This window comes from Streptomyces sp. NPDC014894 (assembly GCF_043080985.1).
Classification (GTDB): domain Bacteria; phylum Actinomycetota; class Actinomycetes; order Streptomycetales; family Streptomycetaceae; genus Streptomyces.
The window spans coordinates 154,262-171,041 of record NZ_JBIBWD010000012.1 but is presented as its reverse complement, the minus strand read 5'-3'; the positions used below and the strand labels follow the sequence as shown (position 1 = coordinate 171,041).

Below are 16,780 nucleotides of genomic sequence, written 5' to 3'. Positions count from 1 at the left end.
GACTCATGGCGCGCGAGCTGACGCTCGCCTACGAGGATCGCACCGTCGTCCACGGCATCGATCTCGCGATCCCCGACGGCCGGGTGACCGTGATCGTCGGGCCGAACGCCTGCGGGAAGTCGACCACGCTGCGGGCGCTGGGGCGGCTGCTGAAGCCGAAGGGCGGGGCGGTGCTCCTGGACGGGGCCGAGCTGGCCCGGATCCCCACCAAGACGATCGCGCGCTCCATCGGGCTGCTGCCGCAGTCCCCGGTGGCCCCGGAGGCGATCACGGTGGCCGATCTGGTCTCCCGGGGCCGGCAGCCCCACCAGGCGTGGTGGAAGCAGTGGTCGGCGGAGGACGAGCGGGCGGTCACGGACGCGATGGAGCGCACCGACGTCACGGCGCTCGCCGAGCGCTCGGTGGACGAACTCTCCGGCGGGCAGCGCCAGCGGGTGTGGATCGCGATGGCGCTCGCCCAGGAGACGGAGGTGCTGCTGCTGGACGAGCCGACGACGTTCCTCGACATATCCCACCAGGTGGAGGTCCTCGACCTGGTCCGCCGGCTCAACCACGAGCGCGGGCGGACCGTCGTCGCGGTGCTCCACGATCTCAACCAGGCGGCCCGTTACGCCGACCATCTGGTCGCGATGAAGGAGGGCCGGATCGTGCAGGAGGGCCCGCCCGAGGAGGTCGTCACCGCGGAGCTGGTGCGCGAGGTCTTCGGCCTGGAGTCGGTGGTGGTCCCGGACCCGGTGACCGGCTCCCCCCTGGTGGTACCCGCCGCCCCTTACGTCCCCACCCCCCGCCCACCCGCCACCACCGCGAAGAACCCCGCCCCCTGACACCCCCGCCCCCCTGCGAAAGCGACACGTACCCGCATCAGGGGACATTGCGGAACCAGCGCGGAGAGCAACTGTCGAATCCCCGGGAAGGATCCGCACAGACGCGGTACGGAACCAGGAGAGCAACTGTCGAGTCTCCGGGAGGGGGCCGCGCAGGGGTGGTGTCGGGACATAGAGCGTGATTTGTGGCGCTGAGGGGCCCGAGCGGATCGGGGCGCCCGCACGCGCCGTAAATCATGCAGTCCCGGCGCGACCCCGGAGCGGACCCCGCACCCAGCACCCCGCACACCACGCGCCACGCGCCCCGCGCACCGCGCCCCGCGCACCGCGCCCCGCGCACCACGCACCCCGCCGAACCCGCTCAGCGCCTCCGCGCCCGCCAGACCAGATAGACGGCGGAGGCGAGAGCCGCCCCCTTCAGCACCCAGGGCCACGCCGCGGAGATCGCCTCGGCCATCCCCTCCTGGGGCACCGGCTCGCCCCAGCGCCCCTCGGTCCGCCCCCACAGCCAGACCGCCCCGGCCGCCAGAGCCGTACCGGGCAGCCCGAAGACCGCGATCTTCGTCTCGACGGGGGTGAGCCGGCGCGAGAGATACGCCAGGACCCAGCCGAGTCCGAGCGCGATCCAGGAGCCGAAGAGCGCGCCGCCGACCAGCAGCGCGGCGGCGAGCAGCAGCAGCGGGTTGGCGAACAGGGCTCGGGGCTCGGGCCCGCCCTCGTCGGGTACGGCCTCGGCCTCGACGGGCGCGTCGGCGGCCCGGCGTCGGCGCAGCAGCCCCGCCAGACGCCGACCCGCCCCGGGGGCGTCCGGCGCCGGATCCCCGGTGGTCTTCCCCTTCGCCGCCCCTTCGTCCTTCGCCGCCTTCTCCCCGACCGCGTCCTGGTCGTCCTCCGCCGGCGGAGGCGTCAGTATCTCGGGGATCTCGACCCCGCCGGTGAACCCGGCCACCCGTTCCCCCGGCCCGAACGGCTGCGGGGTCACGCTCCACCAGTCGACGTCCGCGTCGGAGGAGCCCAGTTCGTCCAGCCCGGCGAGATGGGGCGGCAGAGCGCCCGCCGGGGCCGGCGGCGGGGACGGCGGGGCGGTGGGCCGCTGGGCCGCGGTCCTGCGGGGGCGCGGAATCCGCCGGCGCATCCGCTGCCGGGGCAGCTCGGCGGCGGCCTCGGGGACGGCCGGCCCGGAGCCGGAGGCGGCCGGCGCCGGGCGGGCCGGGCCCGGGGCGCCGGACGCAGAGGCGCCGGACGCCGGGGCGGCGCCCCCGCCCGCGCCCGCCGACTCCACCACCTCGTCCGGCGTCCCCATCCGATCGAGGATCCGCCGCACGGCGGCCGGGCTGTCCGGCGCCGCCCCGGCCCGCCGCCGGTCGATCTCGCCGCGCAGCGACGCGACCAGCCGCATCCGGTCCCCGGACGGCAGCTGGCGCTGCTGGGCCAGATCGCCGACCCGGCTCAGATAGTCGTAGACGAGCTGGTCACTCTCGATCCCCACGGCCGTTTCCCCTGACGTTCCCGGATGTTGCCTGCCGACGGTAGCGCGCCCTCAGCGCTCCGGGGACTCTACGAGCCCCCGCAGCGACTAACGTGGTGCGGATGGGGACCACGCCCGAAGGAAGCAGTCCGCGCACGCTGGCCGAGGCCCTGCGCACCCGCGGCGAGACGGAGCTGGCCGCGCTGTTGCGCGCCCGCCCCGATCTGCTGAATCCGGTGCCCGGCGATCTGACGCAGCTCGCCACCCGCGCGGGCACCCGCGCCTCGGTCGTACGGGCGCTGGAACGGCTCGACCGGTTCACCCTCCAGACCGCCGAGGCGCTGGCGGTCGCCCCCGATCCGGCGTCCTACGGCGCGCTGCTGGCGCTGCTGGGCGGCGACGACGGCGATCCGGCGGTGGAGGCGGCGCTGCCGGGGGCACTGGCGGGTCTGCGGACGCAGGCGCTGGTGTGGGGCGGCGACGACCGGCTGCGGCTGGTGCGCACGGCGCGGGAGCTGCTGACGCCGTCGCCGGCCCGGCCGTCCCCGACGGGGCTCGGGCCGGCGGTCGCGGAGGCGACGGCGGGGATGTCGCCGGGGCGGCTCCAGGAGATTCTGGCCGCGAACGGGCTGCCGACGACGCACGATCCGGTGTCGGCGGTCACCGCGTTGACGTCGCTCTTCACCGATCGGCGGCGGATGGGCGCGCTGCTGGACGAGGCCCCGCCGGAGGCGCTGACGGTGCTGGACCGGCTGGTGTGGGGCCCGCCGTACGGGGAGGTGACGGCGACTCCCACGCCGCCGGTGCGCTGGCTGCGGGACCATGGTCTGCTGCTGCCGGCGTCGCCGCGCACGGTCGTGCTGCCGCGCGAGGCGGCGCTCCATCTGCGGGCGGGCCGGGCGCACCGGATCGCGGAGCCCGCGCCGCCCGAGATCGTCCCCGCCGTGTCGGCGTCGGGCCGTCCCCAGGCTGTGGACAGCACGGCGGCGGGTCAGGCGTACACCGCTCTGTCGACGGTCGAGGAGCTGTTGCAGGACTGGCACGAGGGCGGCCCGCCGGTGCTGCGGGCCGGGGGGATCGCGGTACGCGACCTCAAGCGGACCGCGGCCGCGCTGGACACGGGCGAGCAGATGGCCGCGTTCTGGCTGGAGCTGGCGTACACGGCAGGTCTGCTGGCCTCGGACGGCGAGGCGGACGAGCGGTACGCCCCCACGCCGGTGTACGACGAGTGGCTCACCCTGCCGGCCGCCGAGCGCTGGGCGCTGCTGGCGGAGGCGTGGCTCACCGCCACCCGGACCGCCGGGCTGGTCGGCGGCCATGACGGCAAGGGCAGGGCGCTGGCGGCGCTGGGGCCCGAGATGGACCGTTCGGCGGCTCCCGAGGTCCGGCGGCGGGTGCTGGATCTGCTGGCGTCGCTGCCCGCGGGGACGGCGGCGGATCCGGAGACCGTGCTCGCCCGGCTGAGATGGGAGCGCCCGCTGCGGGCGGGCGCGGCGGCCGGGGCGGACGGCGTGGTGGATCTCCGTTCGCGGCTGGTGGCGTGGACGCTGACGGAGGCGGAGACGCTGGGCGTGACCGGCCGGGGCGCGCTGTCGGCGCACGGGCGGGCGCTGTTGGGTGCGGCGGACGACACCGCGGGGGACCCGGACCGGGAGGCCCGGAGCGCCGCGGCGGCCGCGGCCGCCGGGAACGCCGCCGCCGCGCTCGCGCCGCTGCTGCCGACGCCGCTCGACCATGTGCTGCTCCAGGCCGATCTGACGGCCGTGGCTCCCGGGCCGCTGGAGCGACCGCTCGCGGAGACTCTCGCGGTCCTGGCGGATGTGGAGTCCAAGGGCGGGGCGACGGTGTACCGCTTCACGCCCGGCTCGGTGCGCCGGGCTTTGGACGCGGGCCGCTCGGCGTCCGATCTGCACACGTTCCTGGCGGCGCACTCCCGTACTCCGGTGCCGCAGCCGCTCAGCTATCTCATCGACGACGTCGCCCGCCGCCACGGCCATCTGCGGATCGGCGCGGCCTCGGCGTATCTGCGCTGCGACGACGACGCGCTGCTGGAGGAGATCCTCGCGGACAAGCGTTCCCAGGGGCTGGGGCTGCGCCGGCTCGCGCCCACGGTGCTGGCCGCCCAGGCCGATCCGTCGACGCTGCTGCAGAGTCTGCGGTCGATCGGGTACGCCCCTTCGGCGGAGTCGGCGCAGGGCGATGTCCTCATCACCCGCGCCCATGCCCACCGGACGGGGCCGCGCACCCCGCCCGTGCCGGTGCCGGACGGTCCGCCGGCGCCGGACGGCACGCTGCTGGCGGCGGCGGTGCGGGCGATCCGCGCCGGGGACCTGGCAGCGACGGTGGAGCGCAAGCCCGCCGCCGAACCGGCGGCCCGGCCGGCGGGTCCGGGCGGCGGGCTGCCCCGTTCGACCTCGGCGGAGACGCTGGCGACCGTCCAGGCGGCGGTGATGACGGGGTCCGCGCTGTGGATCGGCTATGTCAACGCGGAGGGGGCGGCGAGCCAGCGGGTGATCGCGCCGGTGCGGGTCGAGGGCGGTTTCGTGACCGCGTACGACCATACGGCGGACGAGGTCCGCACCTATCCGCTGCATCGCATCACGGGCGTCGCGGAGCTGGCGGACGATCCCGCCTGAGCCTGGTGAGCCTGGCCATGAGCCCGCGCCCCGGGGCCCGGTCGCCCGGCCGGGGACCGTCGGATGCGGCGGGTGCTACGGGTGCGGCGGGGACCGCCTCCGGCGGAGTGCCCGGCGGGGGCCCCGGGTCCTGCGCACCCGGCCGCGGCCCCGGGTCCTGAGCGGCCGGCGGCGGTCCCGGCTCGCGGGCGCCCGGCGGCGGCCCGGCCAGCGCGTGGAAGTGATGCCCGATCCGCCGCCCCAGCAGCAGATAGGCGATCAGCGCCCCGCCGGTGTTGAGGAACACGTCGTCCACGTCGAAGGCCCGTCCCTCGACGAGCGCGCCCTGGATCAGCTCGACCAGCGCCATGACGACGGCGGTCAGCAGCACCACCCGCACCATGCGCATCCTGCGCTGCACCAGCACCGGCAGAATCAGCCCGAACGGAGCACCGAGCAGCAGATTGCCGCCGATCTGCTTGCACGCCGCGAGGAAGGTGTAGTTCTCGGCGTACTCCCGCAGTGAGCGCCCCGGCCGCAGATTGGCCCCCGCGATGTCGGCGGACGCGGCCGACGGGGTGAGCGTCAGCCGGGCCAGCACCACGGAGAACCCCACCAGCGCGATCGCGCCCACCACCATGATCAGCACCCGGAGGGCGGCTCTGCCCCGGGTCGTCCGCGCCGTCGCGCCCGTGCCCCTGTCCCTGTAGCTGCCCCTGTGCCTGCCCCTGTCCGCAGGCCGCCCGTCCGCGCCCTCCGAGCCCCGGGGGCCTTCCGCGCCTTCGGGGCCCCGGGGGCCTTGAGTCTTCTCCCGCTTCCGCAGTCCGGTCATGACTCGCGGGTGCCCCGCCCGCCCGCGATCAGGCCGGAACTTCCCCGATCGTCCCCCGCGCCCACCGGCCGGCCGCCCCACCGGCCACCCGTCGGGCCGCCCGACCAGCCACCCGACCGGCCCCCGGCCCGGCCCGGCACCGCGCGCGTACTCGGCTCCGTACCGGCGGATACTCGGGGCGAGTACGGCACACTGGAGGTTTGGCCTACCGAAAGGCGCGGGTGTGAACGGTCCCCTCATCGTGCAAAGCGACAAGACGCTCCTCCTGGAGGTCGACCACGAGCAGGCCGACGCCTGCCGCCGCGTCATCGCCCCCTTCGCGGAGCTGGAGCGCGCCCCGGAGCACATCCACACCTACCGGATCACCCCGCTCGGCCTGTGGAACGCCCGCGCCGCCGGACACGACGCCGAGCAGGTCGTGGACGCGCTGGTGCAGTACAGCCGCTATCCGGTGCCGCACGCGCTGCTGGTGGACGTCGCCGAGACGATGGCCCGCTACGGCCGGCTCACCCTCTCCAAGCATCCCGTCCACGGTCTCGTGCTGACCTCGACCGACCGGCCCGTACTGGAGGAGATCCTCCGCTCGAAGAAGGTCCAGCCGCTGGTCGGGGAGCGGCTGGACCCCGACACGGTGGTGGTGCACCCCTCCGAGCGCGGGCAGATCAAGCAGACCCTGCTGAAGCTGGGCTGGCCGGCCGAGGACCACGCCGGATACGTCGACGGCGAGGCCCACCGGATCGATCTGGACGAGAACGGCTGGGGGCTGCGCCCGTATCAGAAGCAGGCCGTCGAGGGCTTCTGGCACGGCGGCTCCGGGGTGGTCGTGCTGCCCTGCGGCGCGGGCAAGACGCTGGTCGGGGCCGGGGCGATGGCGCAGGCGAAGGCGACGACGCTGATCCTCGTCACCAACACCGTCTCGGCCCGCCAGTGGAAGCACGAGCTGGTGAAGCGCACCTCGCTCACCGAGGACGAGATCGGCGAGTACAGCGGTACGCGGAAGGAGATCCGCCCGGTCACCATCGCCACCTACCAGGTGCTGACGACCAAGCGGAAGGGCATCTACCCGCATCTGGAGCTGTTCGACTCCCGCGACTGGGGCCTGATCGTCTACGACGAGGTCCATCTGCTGCCCGCGCCGGTCTTCAAGTTCACCGCCGACCTCCAGGCGCGCCGCAGGCTCGGCCTCACGGCCACGCTGGTGCGGGAGGACGGGCGCGAGTCGGACGTGTTCTCGCTCATCGGGCCGAAGCGCTTCGACGCCCCGTGGAAGGAGATCGAGGCGCAGGGGTACATCGCGCCCGCGGACTGTGTGGAGGTGCGGGTCAATCTCACCGACTCCGAGCGGCTCGCGTACGCCACCGCCGAGACGGAGGAGAAGTACCGCTTCTGCGCCACCACCGCGACCAAGCGGAAGGTGACGGAGGCCCTGGTCGCCAAGCATCAGGGCGAGCAGACGCTGGTCATCGGCCAGTACATCGACCAGCTGGACGAGCTGGGCGAGCATCTGGACGCGCCCGTGATCAAGGGTGAGACGTCGAACGCGCAGCGCGAGAAGCTCTTCGACGCGTTCCGTCAGGGCGAGATCTCGGTGCTCGTGGTCTCGAAGGTGGCGAACTTCTCCATCGACCTGCCGGAGGCGACGGTCGCCATCCAGGTGTCGGGCACCTTCGGTTCACGCCAGGAGGAGGCCCAGCGGCTGGGCCGGGTGCTGCGGCCGAAGGCGGACGGGCACGAGGCCCGGTTCTACTCGGTGGTCGCCCGGGACACTATCGACCAGGACTTCGCGGCGCACCGCCAGCGGTTCCTGGCGGAGCAGGGCTACGCGTACCGGATCGTGGACGCGGACGAGCTGCTGAAGTGAGCCGTGCGCGGGCGGCGCGGCGGTAGCGGGAGGGACGGGGGCGCGGGTCGGGGGTGCGGCCGGGGCCCGGTCGGTCGGCGGGGGCGCGCGCTCAGTGGCGGCGTACGCCCGCGTCCTCCGCGTACTCCCCGAGCACGGCCACGCTGAAGATCGCTCCGGCGAACACCTTCAGCGCGCGCAGCGCACCGCCGACGCCCTGCGCGGCGTGGTTGTCACCGGCGCTGTCGCCGTGGGTGAGAGGGGCCTGGGCGCTGTGGGAGAAAGTCGCTGTGTTCATGGGTCCATAGTGGTTCGGGCGGTCTTGTGAGACATCGCCCCCGGGGGTGAAACCCTTCCCTGACTTCCTACGACTCCAGGTATAGGGGTTTCCCTCAGGGTGCGGCACCTGAGGAGGAGAGCGGTGTCCTCCCTGCCGCCGAGAAATCGGTTCGCCGTCCTCCGGAGCGCTGAGTAGACTCCTGCGTTCCCCCGCCTCCCGCTTGTCGCGGAGCGCCGCCGTCCGGACGGAAACCGGCCGGTCATGCCCACGCTCATGCCCACGCTGTTCCTTCCTCCGGAGGCGACCTGTGCCCGCGTATGCCCCTGACCACGCCGACGCCCCCGGGCGCGCCGACGCCCCCGACCTCGCCGACGCCTCTGAGCACCCCGAGGCCGATCAGCCGCTGGCCCGGGAGCGCGCCCATCTGTCGGCGTCGCGCACCGCGCTGCGGGTGATGCGTGAGGGCGTCGAGGCGCTCGACCTCTCCAACGTCACGGCGAACTGGGTCAACTCCCGGGTCCTGGAGTCGCAGATGACGACCCGGATCAAGGAGCTGGCGGATCTCTCGCACACCCCGCTCTTCTTCGGCCGCCTCGACTATCTGCGCACCGGGGAGCCGGAGAACGGTCCGGGGGCCGGGGAGCCGGAGAACGGTCCGGGCGCCGGGTCCGGCGGCGAGCAGGGCGCGTTCCGGTTCTACATCGGCCGGCGGCACGTCCATGACGCGGACGGCGACCCGATGGTGGTGGACTGGCGCGCCCCGGTGTCGCAGCCGTTCTACCGGGCCTCCCGGAAGGATCCGCTGAACGTCGGGCTGCGCCGCCGGTTCGGCTACACGGGCGGCGAGCTGTCGGCGTACGAGGACGAGCGGCTGACGGACCCGGCCGAGGAGTCCCGTACCAGCAGACTCCTCCAGGCGGAGATCGAGCGTCCGCGTGTGGGCCCGATGCGGGACATCGTGGCGACGATCCAGCCGGAGCAGGACGAGATCGTCCGGTCCGGTCTCGGCGGCACGGTCTGCGTCCAGGGCGGCCCCGGCACCGGGAAGACCGCGGTGGGGCTGCACCGGGTGGCGTATCTGCTGTACGCGCACCGGGAGCGGCTGGCGCGGACCGGGACGCTGGTCATCGGGCCGAACCGGTCCTTCCTCCACTACATCGAGCAGGTGCTGCCCGCCCTCGGCGAGCTGGAGGTCAAGCAGTCCACCGTCGACGATCTGGTGGGCCATGTCGAACTGCGCGGCACGGATCCCGCCGCCACGGCGGTGATCAAGGGCGATGCCCGGATGGCCGTGGTGCTGCGGCGCGCCGTCCGCTCGCATGTCACGGCCCCCACCGAGCCGGTGGTCGTGGTGCGCGGCTCCCGGCGGTGGCGGATTCCCGCGTACGAGCTGGCGGAGATCGTCGAGGAGCTGCTCGCGCGCGACATGCGGTACGGGGCGGCCCGCGAGGCGCTGCCCCAGCGGATCGCGCACTCCGTCCTGGTGCGGATGGAGGAGTCGGGGGAGGCTCCGGACGACCGGGTGCAGGACGCGGTGGCGCGCAATCCGGCGGTGAAGGCGGCGGTGAAGGCGGTGTGGCCGCCGGTGGATCCGGCGAAGCTGGTGCTGCGGCTGCTCTCGGACGCGGAGTTCCTCGCGGCGCACGCCGAGGGGGTGCTGAGCGAGGAGGAGCAGCGGGCCGTGCTGTGGCCGAAGCCGGTGCGGAGCGTCCGCGCGGCGAAGTGGTCGGCGGCGGACGCGGTGCTGATCGACGAGGCGACGGATCTGGTGCGGCGGACGCATTCGCTGGGGCATGTGGTGCTGGACGAGGCGCAGGACCTCTCCCCGATGCAGTACCGGGCGGTGGGACGGCGCTGTACGACGGGTTCCGCGACGGTCCTCGGGGATCTGGCGCAGGGCACCACGCCGTGGGCCACCGGAAGCTGGCGGGAGGCGCTGGAGCATCTGGGCAAGCCGGACGCGGCGGTGGAGGAGCTGACGGCCGGTTTCCGGGTGCCGCGCGAGGTGATCTCGTACGCCTCGCGGCTGCTGCCGCACATGTCGCCGGGGCTGGCGGAGGTCCACTCGGTGCGGGAGTCGCCGGGGTCGCTGGAGGTACGGCAGGTACGGCAGGTACGGCAGGTACGGCAGGTACGGCAGGTACGGACGGCACAGGAGGTAGGGGAGTCGCCGGAGGCTCTGGAGGGGGCGGAGGCTCCCGAGGGGGCGGCTCCCGAGGGGGCCGGTGGGACGGAGGAGCTGGACGGGGCGGTGGTGGCGGCCTGCCGGGAGGCGCTCGGCCAGGAGGGCTCGATCGGTCTGATCGCGGCCGACGCCCGGGTGGAGACGCTCGGCGCGGCCCTCGCGGCGGCCGGTCTCACCACGCTCACGCCCGGTTCGGAGACGACCGCCGAGTCGCGGCTGACGCTGGTGCCCGCCTCGCTGGCGAAGGGTCTGGAGTACGACTACGTCGTCCTGGACGAACCGGCCGCGGTGGTCGCCGGGGAGCCGGACGAGCGCACGGGCCTGCGCCGGCTCTATGTCGCGCTGACCCGTGCGGTGTCGGGGCTGACCGTGCTGCACCGGGAGCCGCTGCCCGCGCAGCTGGGCGAGGTCTGAGCCGGTCCCGGAGAGATCGCCCAAGAAAATGCATGATGCCGTACAACCATTTCTATGACTCCTATGTCTGGACTTGTTGAGTCAGCAGGCTCGACAAGCCCGGGCTCTCGGCCGGCGCGTTCCGACGCGCCGCCGGCGGCCCCTCTCCGAACCGGGAAAACATGCGTTTTCGTGTATCCGCCGCCGTGGTCACCGGCGCTCTGGCCCTCACCGCTCTGTCCGCTCCGGCCGCCCAGGCCGACGAAGCGGTCGGCAACACGAAGATCTCGAACGTCGTCGTCAACGGCGGCAAGGCGGTCGTGCTCGGCACCTCCGCCAAGAAGACCGTCACGGTGACCTTCACCGCCAGCGACAACTCGGGCATCAAGGAGGGTCTGGGCGCCCTCTGGTACGGCAAGAACATCAACGCGGAGGAGAGCGGCGTCGAGCCCCAGGGCGGCAAGGCCAAGTGCGGCAAGGGCACGAAGGCGAGCTGCAAGATGACCTTCGTCATCGACCCGACGTACCACCTGTACAAGAACAGCCTGGCCGGCGGGTGGAAGACCCTCGTCGGCGCCGTGTCCCGGGACAACAACTACCAGGTGAGGTACAACGCCAAGTCCTTCAACATGCAGCGGCTGTCGAAGATCTCCATCAACGCCGCGCCCGAGCCCGTGAAGAAGGGCAAGGACCTCACGATCACCGGGTCGCTGACCCGCGCCAACTGGGAGACCGGCAAGTACGCCGGGTACACCAAGCAGCCGGTGAAGCTCCAGTTCCGCAAGAAGGGCGGCAAGACCTTCACTACGGTCAAGACCGTCAGGACGGACAGCAAGGGCAATCTGAGGACCACCGTCAAGGCCGGTTCCGACGGCACCTACCGCTACAGCTTCGCGGGCACCTCGACCACCCCCGCGGTCACCAACGGCGGCGACTTCGTCGACGTCCGCTAGCGCTTCGGGGGGCTCCGCCTCCGGCGGGGCCCCTCGGCCGCGGCCCGGTTATCCGACGCTCAGCACCATCGTGTCCGAACCGCCGTTGCGGCCGACGGTCCGGAATCCGCACGACTCGTAGAGCCGTACCGCGCGATTGCCGTCCTCCACGCTGAGGCTGATCCGGTCGACGCCCTCCCGGGCCGCGGCCGCCGCCACCAGCTCCGCCATCAGCGCGCGGCCCACCCCGCGCCCCCGGTGCTCCGGCAGCACCCCGAGCGTCAGCTCCGGCACATCGGCGGCGACGAATCCATAGCCCTGATCGCCCTCGGGGAAGATCCGCGCCCAGGCCGCGCCGACCGGCGTCCCCGACGCGTCCTCGGCCACCACCCCGAAATCGCCGGACCTGGGCCAGCCCGTCACATAGTGCGCGCTCGCCGGATCCGCCAGCAGCCCCTCCAGCGTGAATCTCGGCGTGCCGTCCCAGTTGTACGCCTCCAGCAGGACACGGCCCAGGAAGTCCGCGTCGGGGGCGGCGGCGGGTCGGATGCGCATAGTGGTCCTCACGGGTGCGGGCGGCCGGCAGTGGATCAGCAAGGCTACGCCGGGGGCCGGGCGGGGGCCCCGGAGTTTCCGCCCGGCGGGCGGCGGTTCACTGCCCTTCTCGCGCTCCTCGACCTCCTCGCGCAGCGGCCGCGTGGACGGCGAGATACGCGTCGATCGGCTGCACCCGGCCCGGCAGCGGCAGGCGCGGATCCCACCAGGCGATGGCGGACATCTCGTCGTTCGGACGGAAGTCCCGGGGGCGCTCCGCCCGGCCCGTGAACAGCGCTCCGTACTCGGCGCGCCGCCCCGGGCCCAGGACGAAGGCCGCGTACCCGACGAAGTCCAGCCGGCCGTCCGGTCGCTGGGCCGTCTCCTCGAACAGTTCGCGTACGGCGGCCTCGCGGGCGCTCTCCCCCGGATCGATCATCCCGCCCGGCAGCTCCCACGCGTCCCTCCCCCGGTGGTACGCCATGAGCGTCCGCCCGCCCAGCCGCAGCGCGACCAGCGCGAAGGGGGTGGGGGCGTCGGCGGGGGGATCGGTCTCGGGGCGGTGGACGAGGCGGGTGAGGGTGTTGCCCCGCTGATCTCCGACCGGGAGCACCGGCGACACCCCTCTCTCCGTGCCCGCGCCTCACGACGGGCCCCGCCCACGGGGCGGGCACCGCGCCCACCCCTGGCCCACCTCGGGGCTCTGCCCCGAACCCCGCTCCTCAATCGCCGGAGAGGCTGACATCATCCCGACCACCAACCCAGCCCGTCCGGCGATTGAGGACGGACCCGCACCCCCCGCGCCTCAATCGTCGGCGGGGCTTGAGCTGGCCGACGGGCCTGAGTCTGCCGGTGGGGCTCACGTTCGTTCGGCAGAAGTGGAGTTGGGCCGCGTCGGCGGCGAGGGGGAGGGCGGCGGGAGCGCGCGCGCTCCTAGGCGTAGGTGTAGAAGCGCGTGTGGTCGAGCATCGCGGCCGGGGTGACGTTGTTCCAGGGGGCCATGGCCTGGTTCAGCGCGACCACGCCGGTGGCGCTCGTGGCGGGCAGATAGGAGTGCTGTCGGTGGCGCCGCTGCCAGTCCGCCCAGATCTTGTCCACGAAACAGTGATGCAGCCAGAAGACCGGATCATTGGGCGACACGCTCTGCATCATCTGCCCGCCGACCCAGTTGTGCACCCCGTTGTGGGGCCCCGGGCCGGTCCCGCCTTCGAGGTTGCTCCGGAATCCGGGGGAGTTGAAGTCCCACGGCGCGGTGTCGTACGGCGTGACGGCGAGAACGGTGTTCAGCTCGGCCCTGGTCGGCAGGGGCATGCCCGGCGGTGCCATGGAGCGCCGGAGGAAGGGCGCGTCGTCGTCCTGCACGGTGATGGTCCAGTTGCCGGTGGAGTGGGCGAAGGGGCCGTTCATGACCTGCCCGTCCGGCCTCCGGCCGTTTCCACCGAGGAAGTTGGCGGACCAGAGGGAGGAGACGGTGGTCCGGTCCCTCGTCCAGTCCCAGTACGGGATGGACACATCGGGATTGACGGACTGGAGCGCCCGCTCGAAGTCGATCAGATATTGGCGGTGCCACGGCAGGAAGGACGGTGAATTGTGCCCCTGCTGTATCGGACCCGTCATGTCGGAGACGAAGATCTCGCGATGAGTGGTGACGAAGGCGTCGTACCGGCCTCTCCGCTTGAGTTCCACAACGGCGTTGACGAAGGCTCGTTTCTCGGCGGCGGTGAGGTTCGCCTGATTCTTCCGTACGGTCATGGCGGCTGCTCCCGGTTCAGGCGGTGGGGGTGTGGGGGACGAGGCCGGCGCCCATGAGCGAGGTCACGGCGGCGCGGGCGGCGGCGTGTGGGTCCGGGAACGTCTGATAGTGGTTGATCACGCTGGTCCAGCTGCCGTCCGGCTTCTGCATCACATGCAGTTCCCGGCCGTCGATCAGGACGCGATAGCCGGAGGCGGATGCGTGGTGGTGCTGCCCGTGCGCCTTGGCGTTCGCGTCGCCGGGTATGCCCTGGATACGACGCCCTTCGAAGACCTCGCTGAAGGGGGCCGGGCCGTCTGCGGGGTGGTGTTTCGCGCCGGTTCCGGCCCCGGCTCCCGCGGCGGCGGACTTGCCGGCCTTCTCCGGTGCGGCGTTCGCGGAAGCCGCGGCCACTCCGGCCACGGCCACGCCCGCCGCGACGCCCGCGACGGTGCCGACGGCCTGGCGTCGGGTGAGTTTGGACATGACAGAAATCCCCCTGATTCATGGCGGTACGCGGCCGGATGATGACTTCGGGCCGCTTTCGCCATGAGTACAGGGCCGCCGGAGCGCCGGAGAAGGGATGAATTATCGGTTCAGTGTGAAATGGTCATTTTGAAACTGGACAATCGATGGCTGATTCCTTTCGCATGGGATGGTCGGCCGGAAGCGGGGAGGCGTCGGGCTGAAGATTCCATGAGAATCACCCCCGCCCCATGAAAAACATCCTCAACAGAGCAATGTGTCGTGTTCACGTTCACGCCGACAACGTGTCCGGAACTAGAGCCCCCACTTCACCGGGCCGGCCGCCCGGCCCGTCGAGTGAGAGCGTGAGTCGCGGGTTCACGGACCCCACCGGTGTTCGCGCGGCTCGGGCATTTCGCGGAGACGCTCGCTGTCGCGGAACCGACGAACCGGAGTTCAGTACCGAAAACATCGGGGATTCGCTTCCCGCGCCGTGTGCCGCACAGTCCCAGGCGGGAGCTTTCGACGAAAGGCACTGTGCGCACACCTCACCGCCCCCGAACAAACCCAGCCCGTACGGCTTGAGCCCGGCCGACACCCCGCGTCGGCGACGTCGACGCACTGGAAGACGGCGCGCGGGCAAAACCCAGCCCGTCCGGCGCTTGAGGACGGACCCGCACCCCAGGAGCCCGCGCCCTCCGGCACCCGGGCGCACCACCCCGGCCCCCACGCCTCAAACGCCGGCAAGGCTCAAGTCGGCCGCAGGGCCGGAGCTTGCCCGTACGGCTTGAGCCCGGCCGACACCCCGCGTCGGCGACGTCGACGCGCTGGAAGACGGCGCGCGGGCAAAACCCAGCCCGTCCGGCGCTTGAGGACGGACCCGCACCCCAGGAGCCCGCGCCCTCCGGCACCCGGGCGCACCGGGACGCCCCCCCCTTGCCCCGCCGCACCACCCCCCGGAGACTGGCGGCGTGTACTCGGACGCAGAAGTCGCAGCGCTGTACGACCTGTTGAACCCCTGGCCCGACGCCCGTCTCCCCGAAGACCGTTTCTACTCACCGCTGATCATGAGCGCGGGCTCGGTCCTGGACATCGGGTGCGGGACCGGTGCGATGTTGGGGCTCGCGCGGGAGCGGGGGCATCGTGGGCGGCTCATGGGGCTGGATCCGGACCGGGCCGCGCTGGAGCGGGCGCGGAGGCGGGGGGATGTCGAGTGGGTGGAGGGCGTCGCGGCGGAGGCGCCGCGCGGGGAGGGGTTTGAGCTGGCGACCATGACGGGGCGCGCCTTTCAGGACCTGGTCACCGACGATGACGTACGCGCGTCGCTCGCCGCGATCCACGGGGCGCTGCGCCGAGGGGGCCGTTTCGTGTTCGACACCCGGAATCCGCGGGCGCGGGCCTGGGAGGGGTGGAGCGCGGCGAACCCGGACGACGTGGCCGAGGTCGTCGACGCCGCCGGGCGGGCCCTGCGGTACTGGCACGACGTCGACTCCGTCGACGGCGAGGTGGTGACGTTCCACGGGACGCTGGCCGAGCCGGACGGCACGGTGCTCCGGGTCCTGCGGGAGAGCGTGCGGTTCCTCGGGGTCCCGGCGCTCGACGGGTTTCTGGCCGAGGCGGGTTTCACGGTGGAGGAGCGGTTCGGCGACTGGGGCCGGGAGCCGGTGACGGATCGCGGGCGGGAGATCATCACGATCGCCCGCAGCCGGTAGGCCCGGGGCTCGCGCCCCGGGCCCGCGGCCCGGGTGCGCTACCCGTCCAGGACCTTGCGCCATTCCCGGACGGAGGACGCGTCCGCCGGGCCGGACCAGCCGTCGGGGCGGGCGGCCCCGCCGATGTGGAAGCCGGTGACGCCGGCGGCCAGCAACTGGGGGACGTGTTCGAGGCGCAGTCCGCCGCCGACGAGGATGAGGGGCTCGTAGCCCGGCTCTCCGGCGCGGGCCACCTCGGCGAGCAGCGTGGGGAGGCCGTCGTCGACCCCGGTCGCCGCGCCCGCCGTGAGATAGGTGTCCAGGCCGGGGAGGTCCGCGAGCCGCTTGCGGAGCGCGTCCCGGTCGGCCGCCCGGTCGATCGCCCGGTGGAAGGTCCAGGGGCTGCCCGCCATCTCGGCGACGAGGCGTTCCACGATGACGAGGTCCGGATCGCCGGCCTCGTCGAGGAAGCCGAGCACGAATTCCTCGGCGCCCTCCGCCCGCAGCTCGGCGGTGGCGCGCACCAGCGCCTCCGCCTGCTCGGGGGTGCCGGCCGAGAATCCGTCGGCCAGCCGCAGCATCACGCGGAGCGGAATGTCGACCGCCGCACGGATCCGCCCGAATGTCTCCCGCGACGGCGTCAGCCCGTCCGCCGCCATGTCCGCGACCAGCTCCAGCCGGTCGGCGCCGCCGGACTGCGCCGCGACCGCGTCCGCCGCGTCCAGCGCGATCACCTCCAGGACCGCACGGTTGCTCATGGGAACCCCATTCCTCCTGGGAGACGGCTAATGCATTCAAATAGGTCTAGTCCAATGCCAGCCTAGTGCGCACACCCGGCGAGCGCACCCGCGCCCCGGGGGACGCGGGGCTGGTTCCAGACTTGCGCGAGGTACCTTGGGGGGGTATACATGGAGTCATAAGGAGTACCCCCCAGGGGTATCAGTCACCGGACAGGGAGGAACCGTGGCGCACACAGCCACCCACCAAGA

Annotated in this window: 14 protein-coding genes; 6 read left to right on the top strand and 8 right to left on the bottom strand. The window is 73.1% G+C overall.

Annotated elements, in window-relative coordinates; translation table 11 throughout:
- Positions 1 to 5: 5 nt before the first annotated feature.
- Positions 6 to 824 carry an ABC transporter ATP-binding protein gene (locus ACF089_RS27260; protein WP_392031893.1) on the top strand — a complete coding sequence of 273 codons (819 nt, stop codon included), beginning with the start codon at positions 6 to 8 and terminating at the stop codon, positions 822 to 824.
- Between the two features lie 361 nt (positions 825 to 1,185).
- On the opposite strand, the gene ACF089_RS27255 is transcribed toward ACF089_RS27260, so the two are convergent.
- On the bottom strand, positions 1,186 to 2,313 hold the full coding sequence (locus ACF089_RS27255; protein ID WP_392031722.1) for a hypothetical protein: 1,128 nt from the start codon (positions 2,311 to 2,313) through the stop codon (positions 1,186 to 1,188).
- Between the two features lie 101 nt (positions 2,314 to 2,414).
- Here ACF089_RS27255 and ACF089_RS27250 point away from each other — a divergent pair, with 101 nt between their 5' ends.
- Positions 2,415 to 4,928 carry a helicase-associated domain-containing protein gene (locus ACF089_RS27250; RefSeq protein WP_392031719.1) on the top strand — a complete coding sequence of 838 codons (2,514 nt, stop codon included), beginning with the start codon at positions 2,415 to 2,417 and terminating at the stop codon, positions 4,926 to 4,928.
- Here ACF089_RS27250 and ACF089_RS27245 read toward each other — a convergent pair.
- Entirely contained in the window at positions 4,891 to 5,547 is a 657-nt protein-coding gene (locus ACF089_RS27245) for a VanZ family protein (RefSeq protein WP_392031890.1), read from the bottom strand. The two genes, ACF089_RS27250 and ACF089_RS27245, sit on opposite strands and share 38 nt — an antisense overlap.
- A gap of 415 nt (positions 5,548 to 5,962) precedes the next feature.
- On the opposite strand from ACF089_RS27245, the gene ACF089_RS27240 reads away from it, so the two are divergent.
- Positions 5,963 to 7,600: a DNA repair helicase XPB gene (locus ACF089_RS27240; RefSeq protein ID WP_392031716.1), complete on the top strand. Its 1,638-nt coding sequence runs from the start codon at positions 5,963 to 5,965 to the stop codon at positions 7,598 to 7,600.
- A gap of 91 nt (positions 7,601 to 7,691) precedes the next feature.
- On the opposite strand, the gene ACF089_RS27235 is transcribed toward ACF089_RS27240, so the two are convergent.
- Entirely contained in the window at positions 7,692 to 7,877 is a 186-nt protein-coding gene (locus ACF089_RS27235) for a hypothetical protein (RefSeq protein ID WP_392031713.1), read from the bottom strand.
- A gap of 436 nt (positions 7,878 to 8,313) precedes the next feature.
- On the opposite strand from ACF089_RS27235, the gene ACF089_RS27230 reads away from it, so the two are divergent.
- The gene (locus ACF089_RS27230; protein WP_392031887.1) at positions 8,314 to 10,458 is read left to right on the top strand and encodes a HelD family protein; all 2,145 of its coding nucleotides are present in this window, start codon (positions 8,314 to 8,316) and stop codon (positions 10,456 to 10,458) included.
- Positions 10,459 to 10,619: 161 nt separating this feature from the next.
- Positions 10,620 to 11,390 carry a calcium-binding protein gene (locus ACF089_RS27225; RefSeq protein WP_392031710.1) on the top strand — a complete coding sequence of 257 codons (771 nt, stop codon included), beginning with the start codon at positions 10,620 to 10,622 and terminating at the stop codon, positions 11,388 to 11,390.
- 48 nt (positions 11,391 to 11,438) lie between these two features.
- Here the strand turns inward: ACF089_RS27225 and ACF089_RS27220 are convergent, their stop codons facing one another.
- The 4 genes from ACF089_RS27220 to ACF089_RS27205 all read right to left on the bottom strand — a co-directional run bounded on the left by ACF089_RS27220 (position 11,439) and on the right by ACF089_RS27205 (position 14,121).
- Entirely contained in the window at positions 11,439 to 11,924 is a 486-nt protein-coding gene (locus ACF089_RS27220) for a GNAT family N-acetyltransferase (RefSeq protein WP_392031708.1), read from the bottom strand.
- A gap of 97 nt (positions 11,925 to 12,021) precedes the next feature.
- Positions 12,022 to 12,516: an NUDIX domain-containing protein gene (locus ACF089_RS27215; protein ID WP_392031705.1), complete on the bottom strand. Its 495-nt coding sequence runs from the start codon at positions 12,514 to 12,516 to the stop codon at positions 12,022 to 12,024.
- A gap of 320 nt (positions 12,517 to 12,836) precedes the next feature.
- Entirely contained in the window at positions 12,837 to 13,655 is an 819-nt protein-coding gene (locus ACF089_RS27210) for a tyrosinase family protein (protein ID WP_392031702.1), read from the bottom strand.
- A 16-nt stretch (positions 13,656 to 13,671) separates the two neighbouring features.
- Positions 13,672 to 14,121 (bottom strand): tyrosinase cofactor, encoded by a 450-nt coding sequence (locus ACF089_RS27205; RefSeq protein ID WP_392031699.1) that lies wholly within the window; start codon positions 14,119 to 14,121, stop codon positions 13,672 to 13,674.
- Positions 14,122 to 15,071: 950 nt separating this feature from the next.
- Here ACF089_RS27205 and ACF089_RS27200 point away from each other — a divergent pair.
- Entirely contained in the window at positions 15,072 to 15,812 is a 741-nt protein-coding gene (locus tag ACF089_RS27200; RefSeq protein ID WP_392031697.1) for a class I SAM-dependent methyltransferase, read from the top strand.
- Between the two features lie 38 nt (positions 15,813 to 15,850).
- Here the strand turns inward: ACF089_RS27200 and ACF089_RS27195 are convergent, their stop codons facing one another.
- The gene (locus tag ACF089_RS27195) at positions 15,851 to 16,549 is read right to left on the bottom strand and encodes a copper homeostasis protein CutC (protein WP_392031694.1); all 699 of its coding nucleotides are present in this window, start codon (positions 16,547 to 16,549) and stop codon (positions 15,851 to 15,853) included.
- Positions 16,550 to 16,780 lie beyond the last annotated feature (231 nt).

Excerpts from the sequence above, each read along its gene's own strand:
- ACF089_RS27260 (WP_392031893.1), top strand. The coding sequence starts at position 6 with ATGGCGCGCGAGCTGACGCTCGCCTACGAGGATCGCACCGTCGTCCAC.
- ACF089_RS27250 (WP_392031719.1), top strand. The coding sequence starts at position 2,415 with ATGGGGACCACGCCCGAAGGAAGCAGTCCGCGCACGCTGGCCGAGGCC.
- ACF089_RS27245 (WP_392031890.1), bottom strand. The coding sequence starts at position 5,547 with ATGGTGGTGGGCGCGATCGCGCTGGTGGGGTTCTCCGTGGTGCTGGCC.
- ACF089_RS27235 (WP_392031713.1), bottom strand. The coding sequence starts at position 7,877 with ATGAACACAGCGACTTTCTCCCACAGCGCCCAGGCCCCTCTCACCCAC.
- ACF089_RS27230 (WP_392031887.1), top strand. The coding sequence starts at position 8,314 with ATGCGTGAGGGCGTCGAGGCGCTCGACCTCTCCAACGTCACGGCGAAC.
- ACF089_RS27225 (WP_392031710.1), top strand. The coding sequence starts at position 10,620 with ATGCGTTTTCGTGTATCCGCCGCCGTGGTCACCGGCGCTCTGGCCCTC.
- ACF089_RS27220 (WP_392031708.1), bottom strand. The coding sequence starts at position 11,924 with ATGCGCATCCGACCCGCCGCCGCCCCCGACGCGGACTTCCTGGGCCGT.
- ACF089_RS27210 (WP_392031702.1), bottom strand. The coding sequence starts at position 13,655 with ATGACCGTACGGAAGAATCAGGCGAACCTCACCGCCGCCGAGAAACGA.
- ACF089_RS27205 (WP_392031699.1), bottom strand. The coding sequence starts at position 14,121 with ATGTCCAAACTCACCCGACGCCAGGCCGTCGGCACCGTCGCGGGCGTC.
- ACF089_RS27195 (WP_392031694.1), bottom strand. The coding sequence starts at position 16,549 with ATGAGCAACCGTGCGGTCCTGGAGGTGATCGCGCTGGACGCGGCGGAC.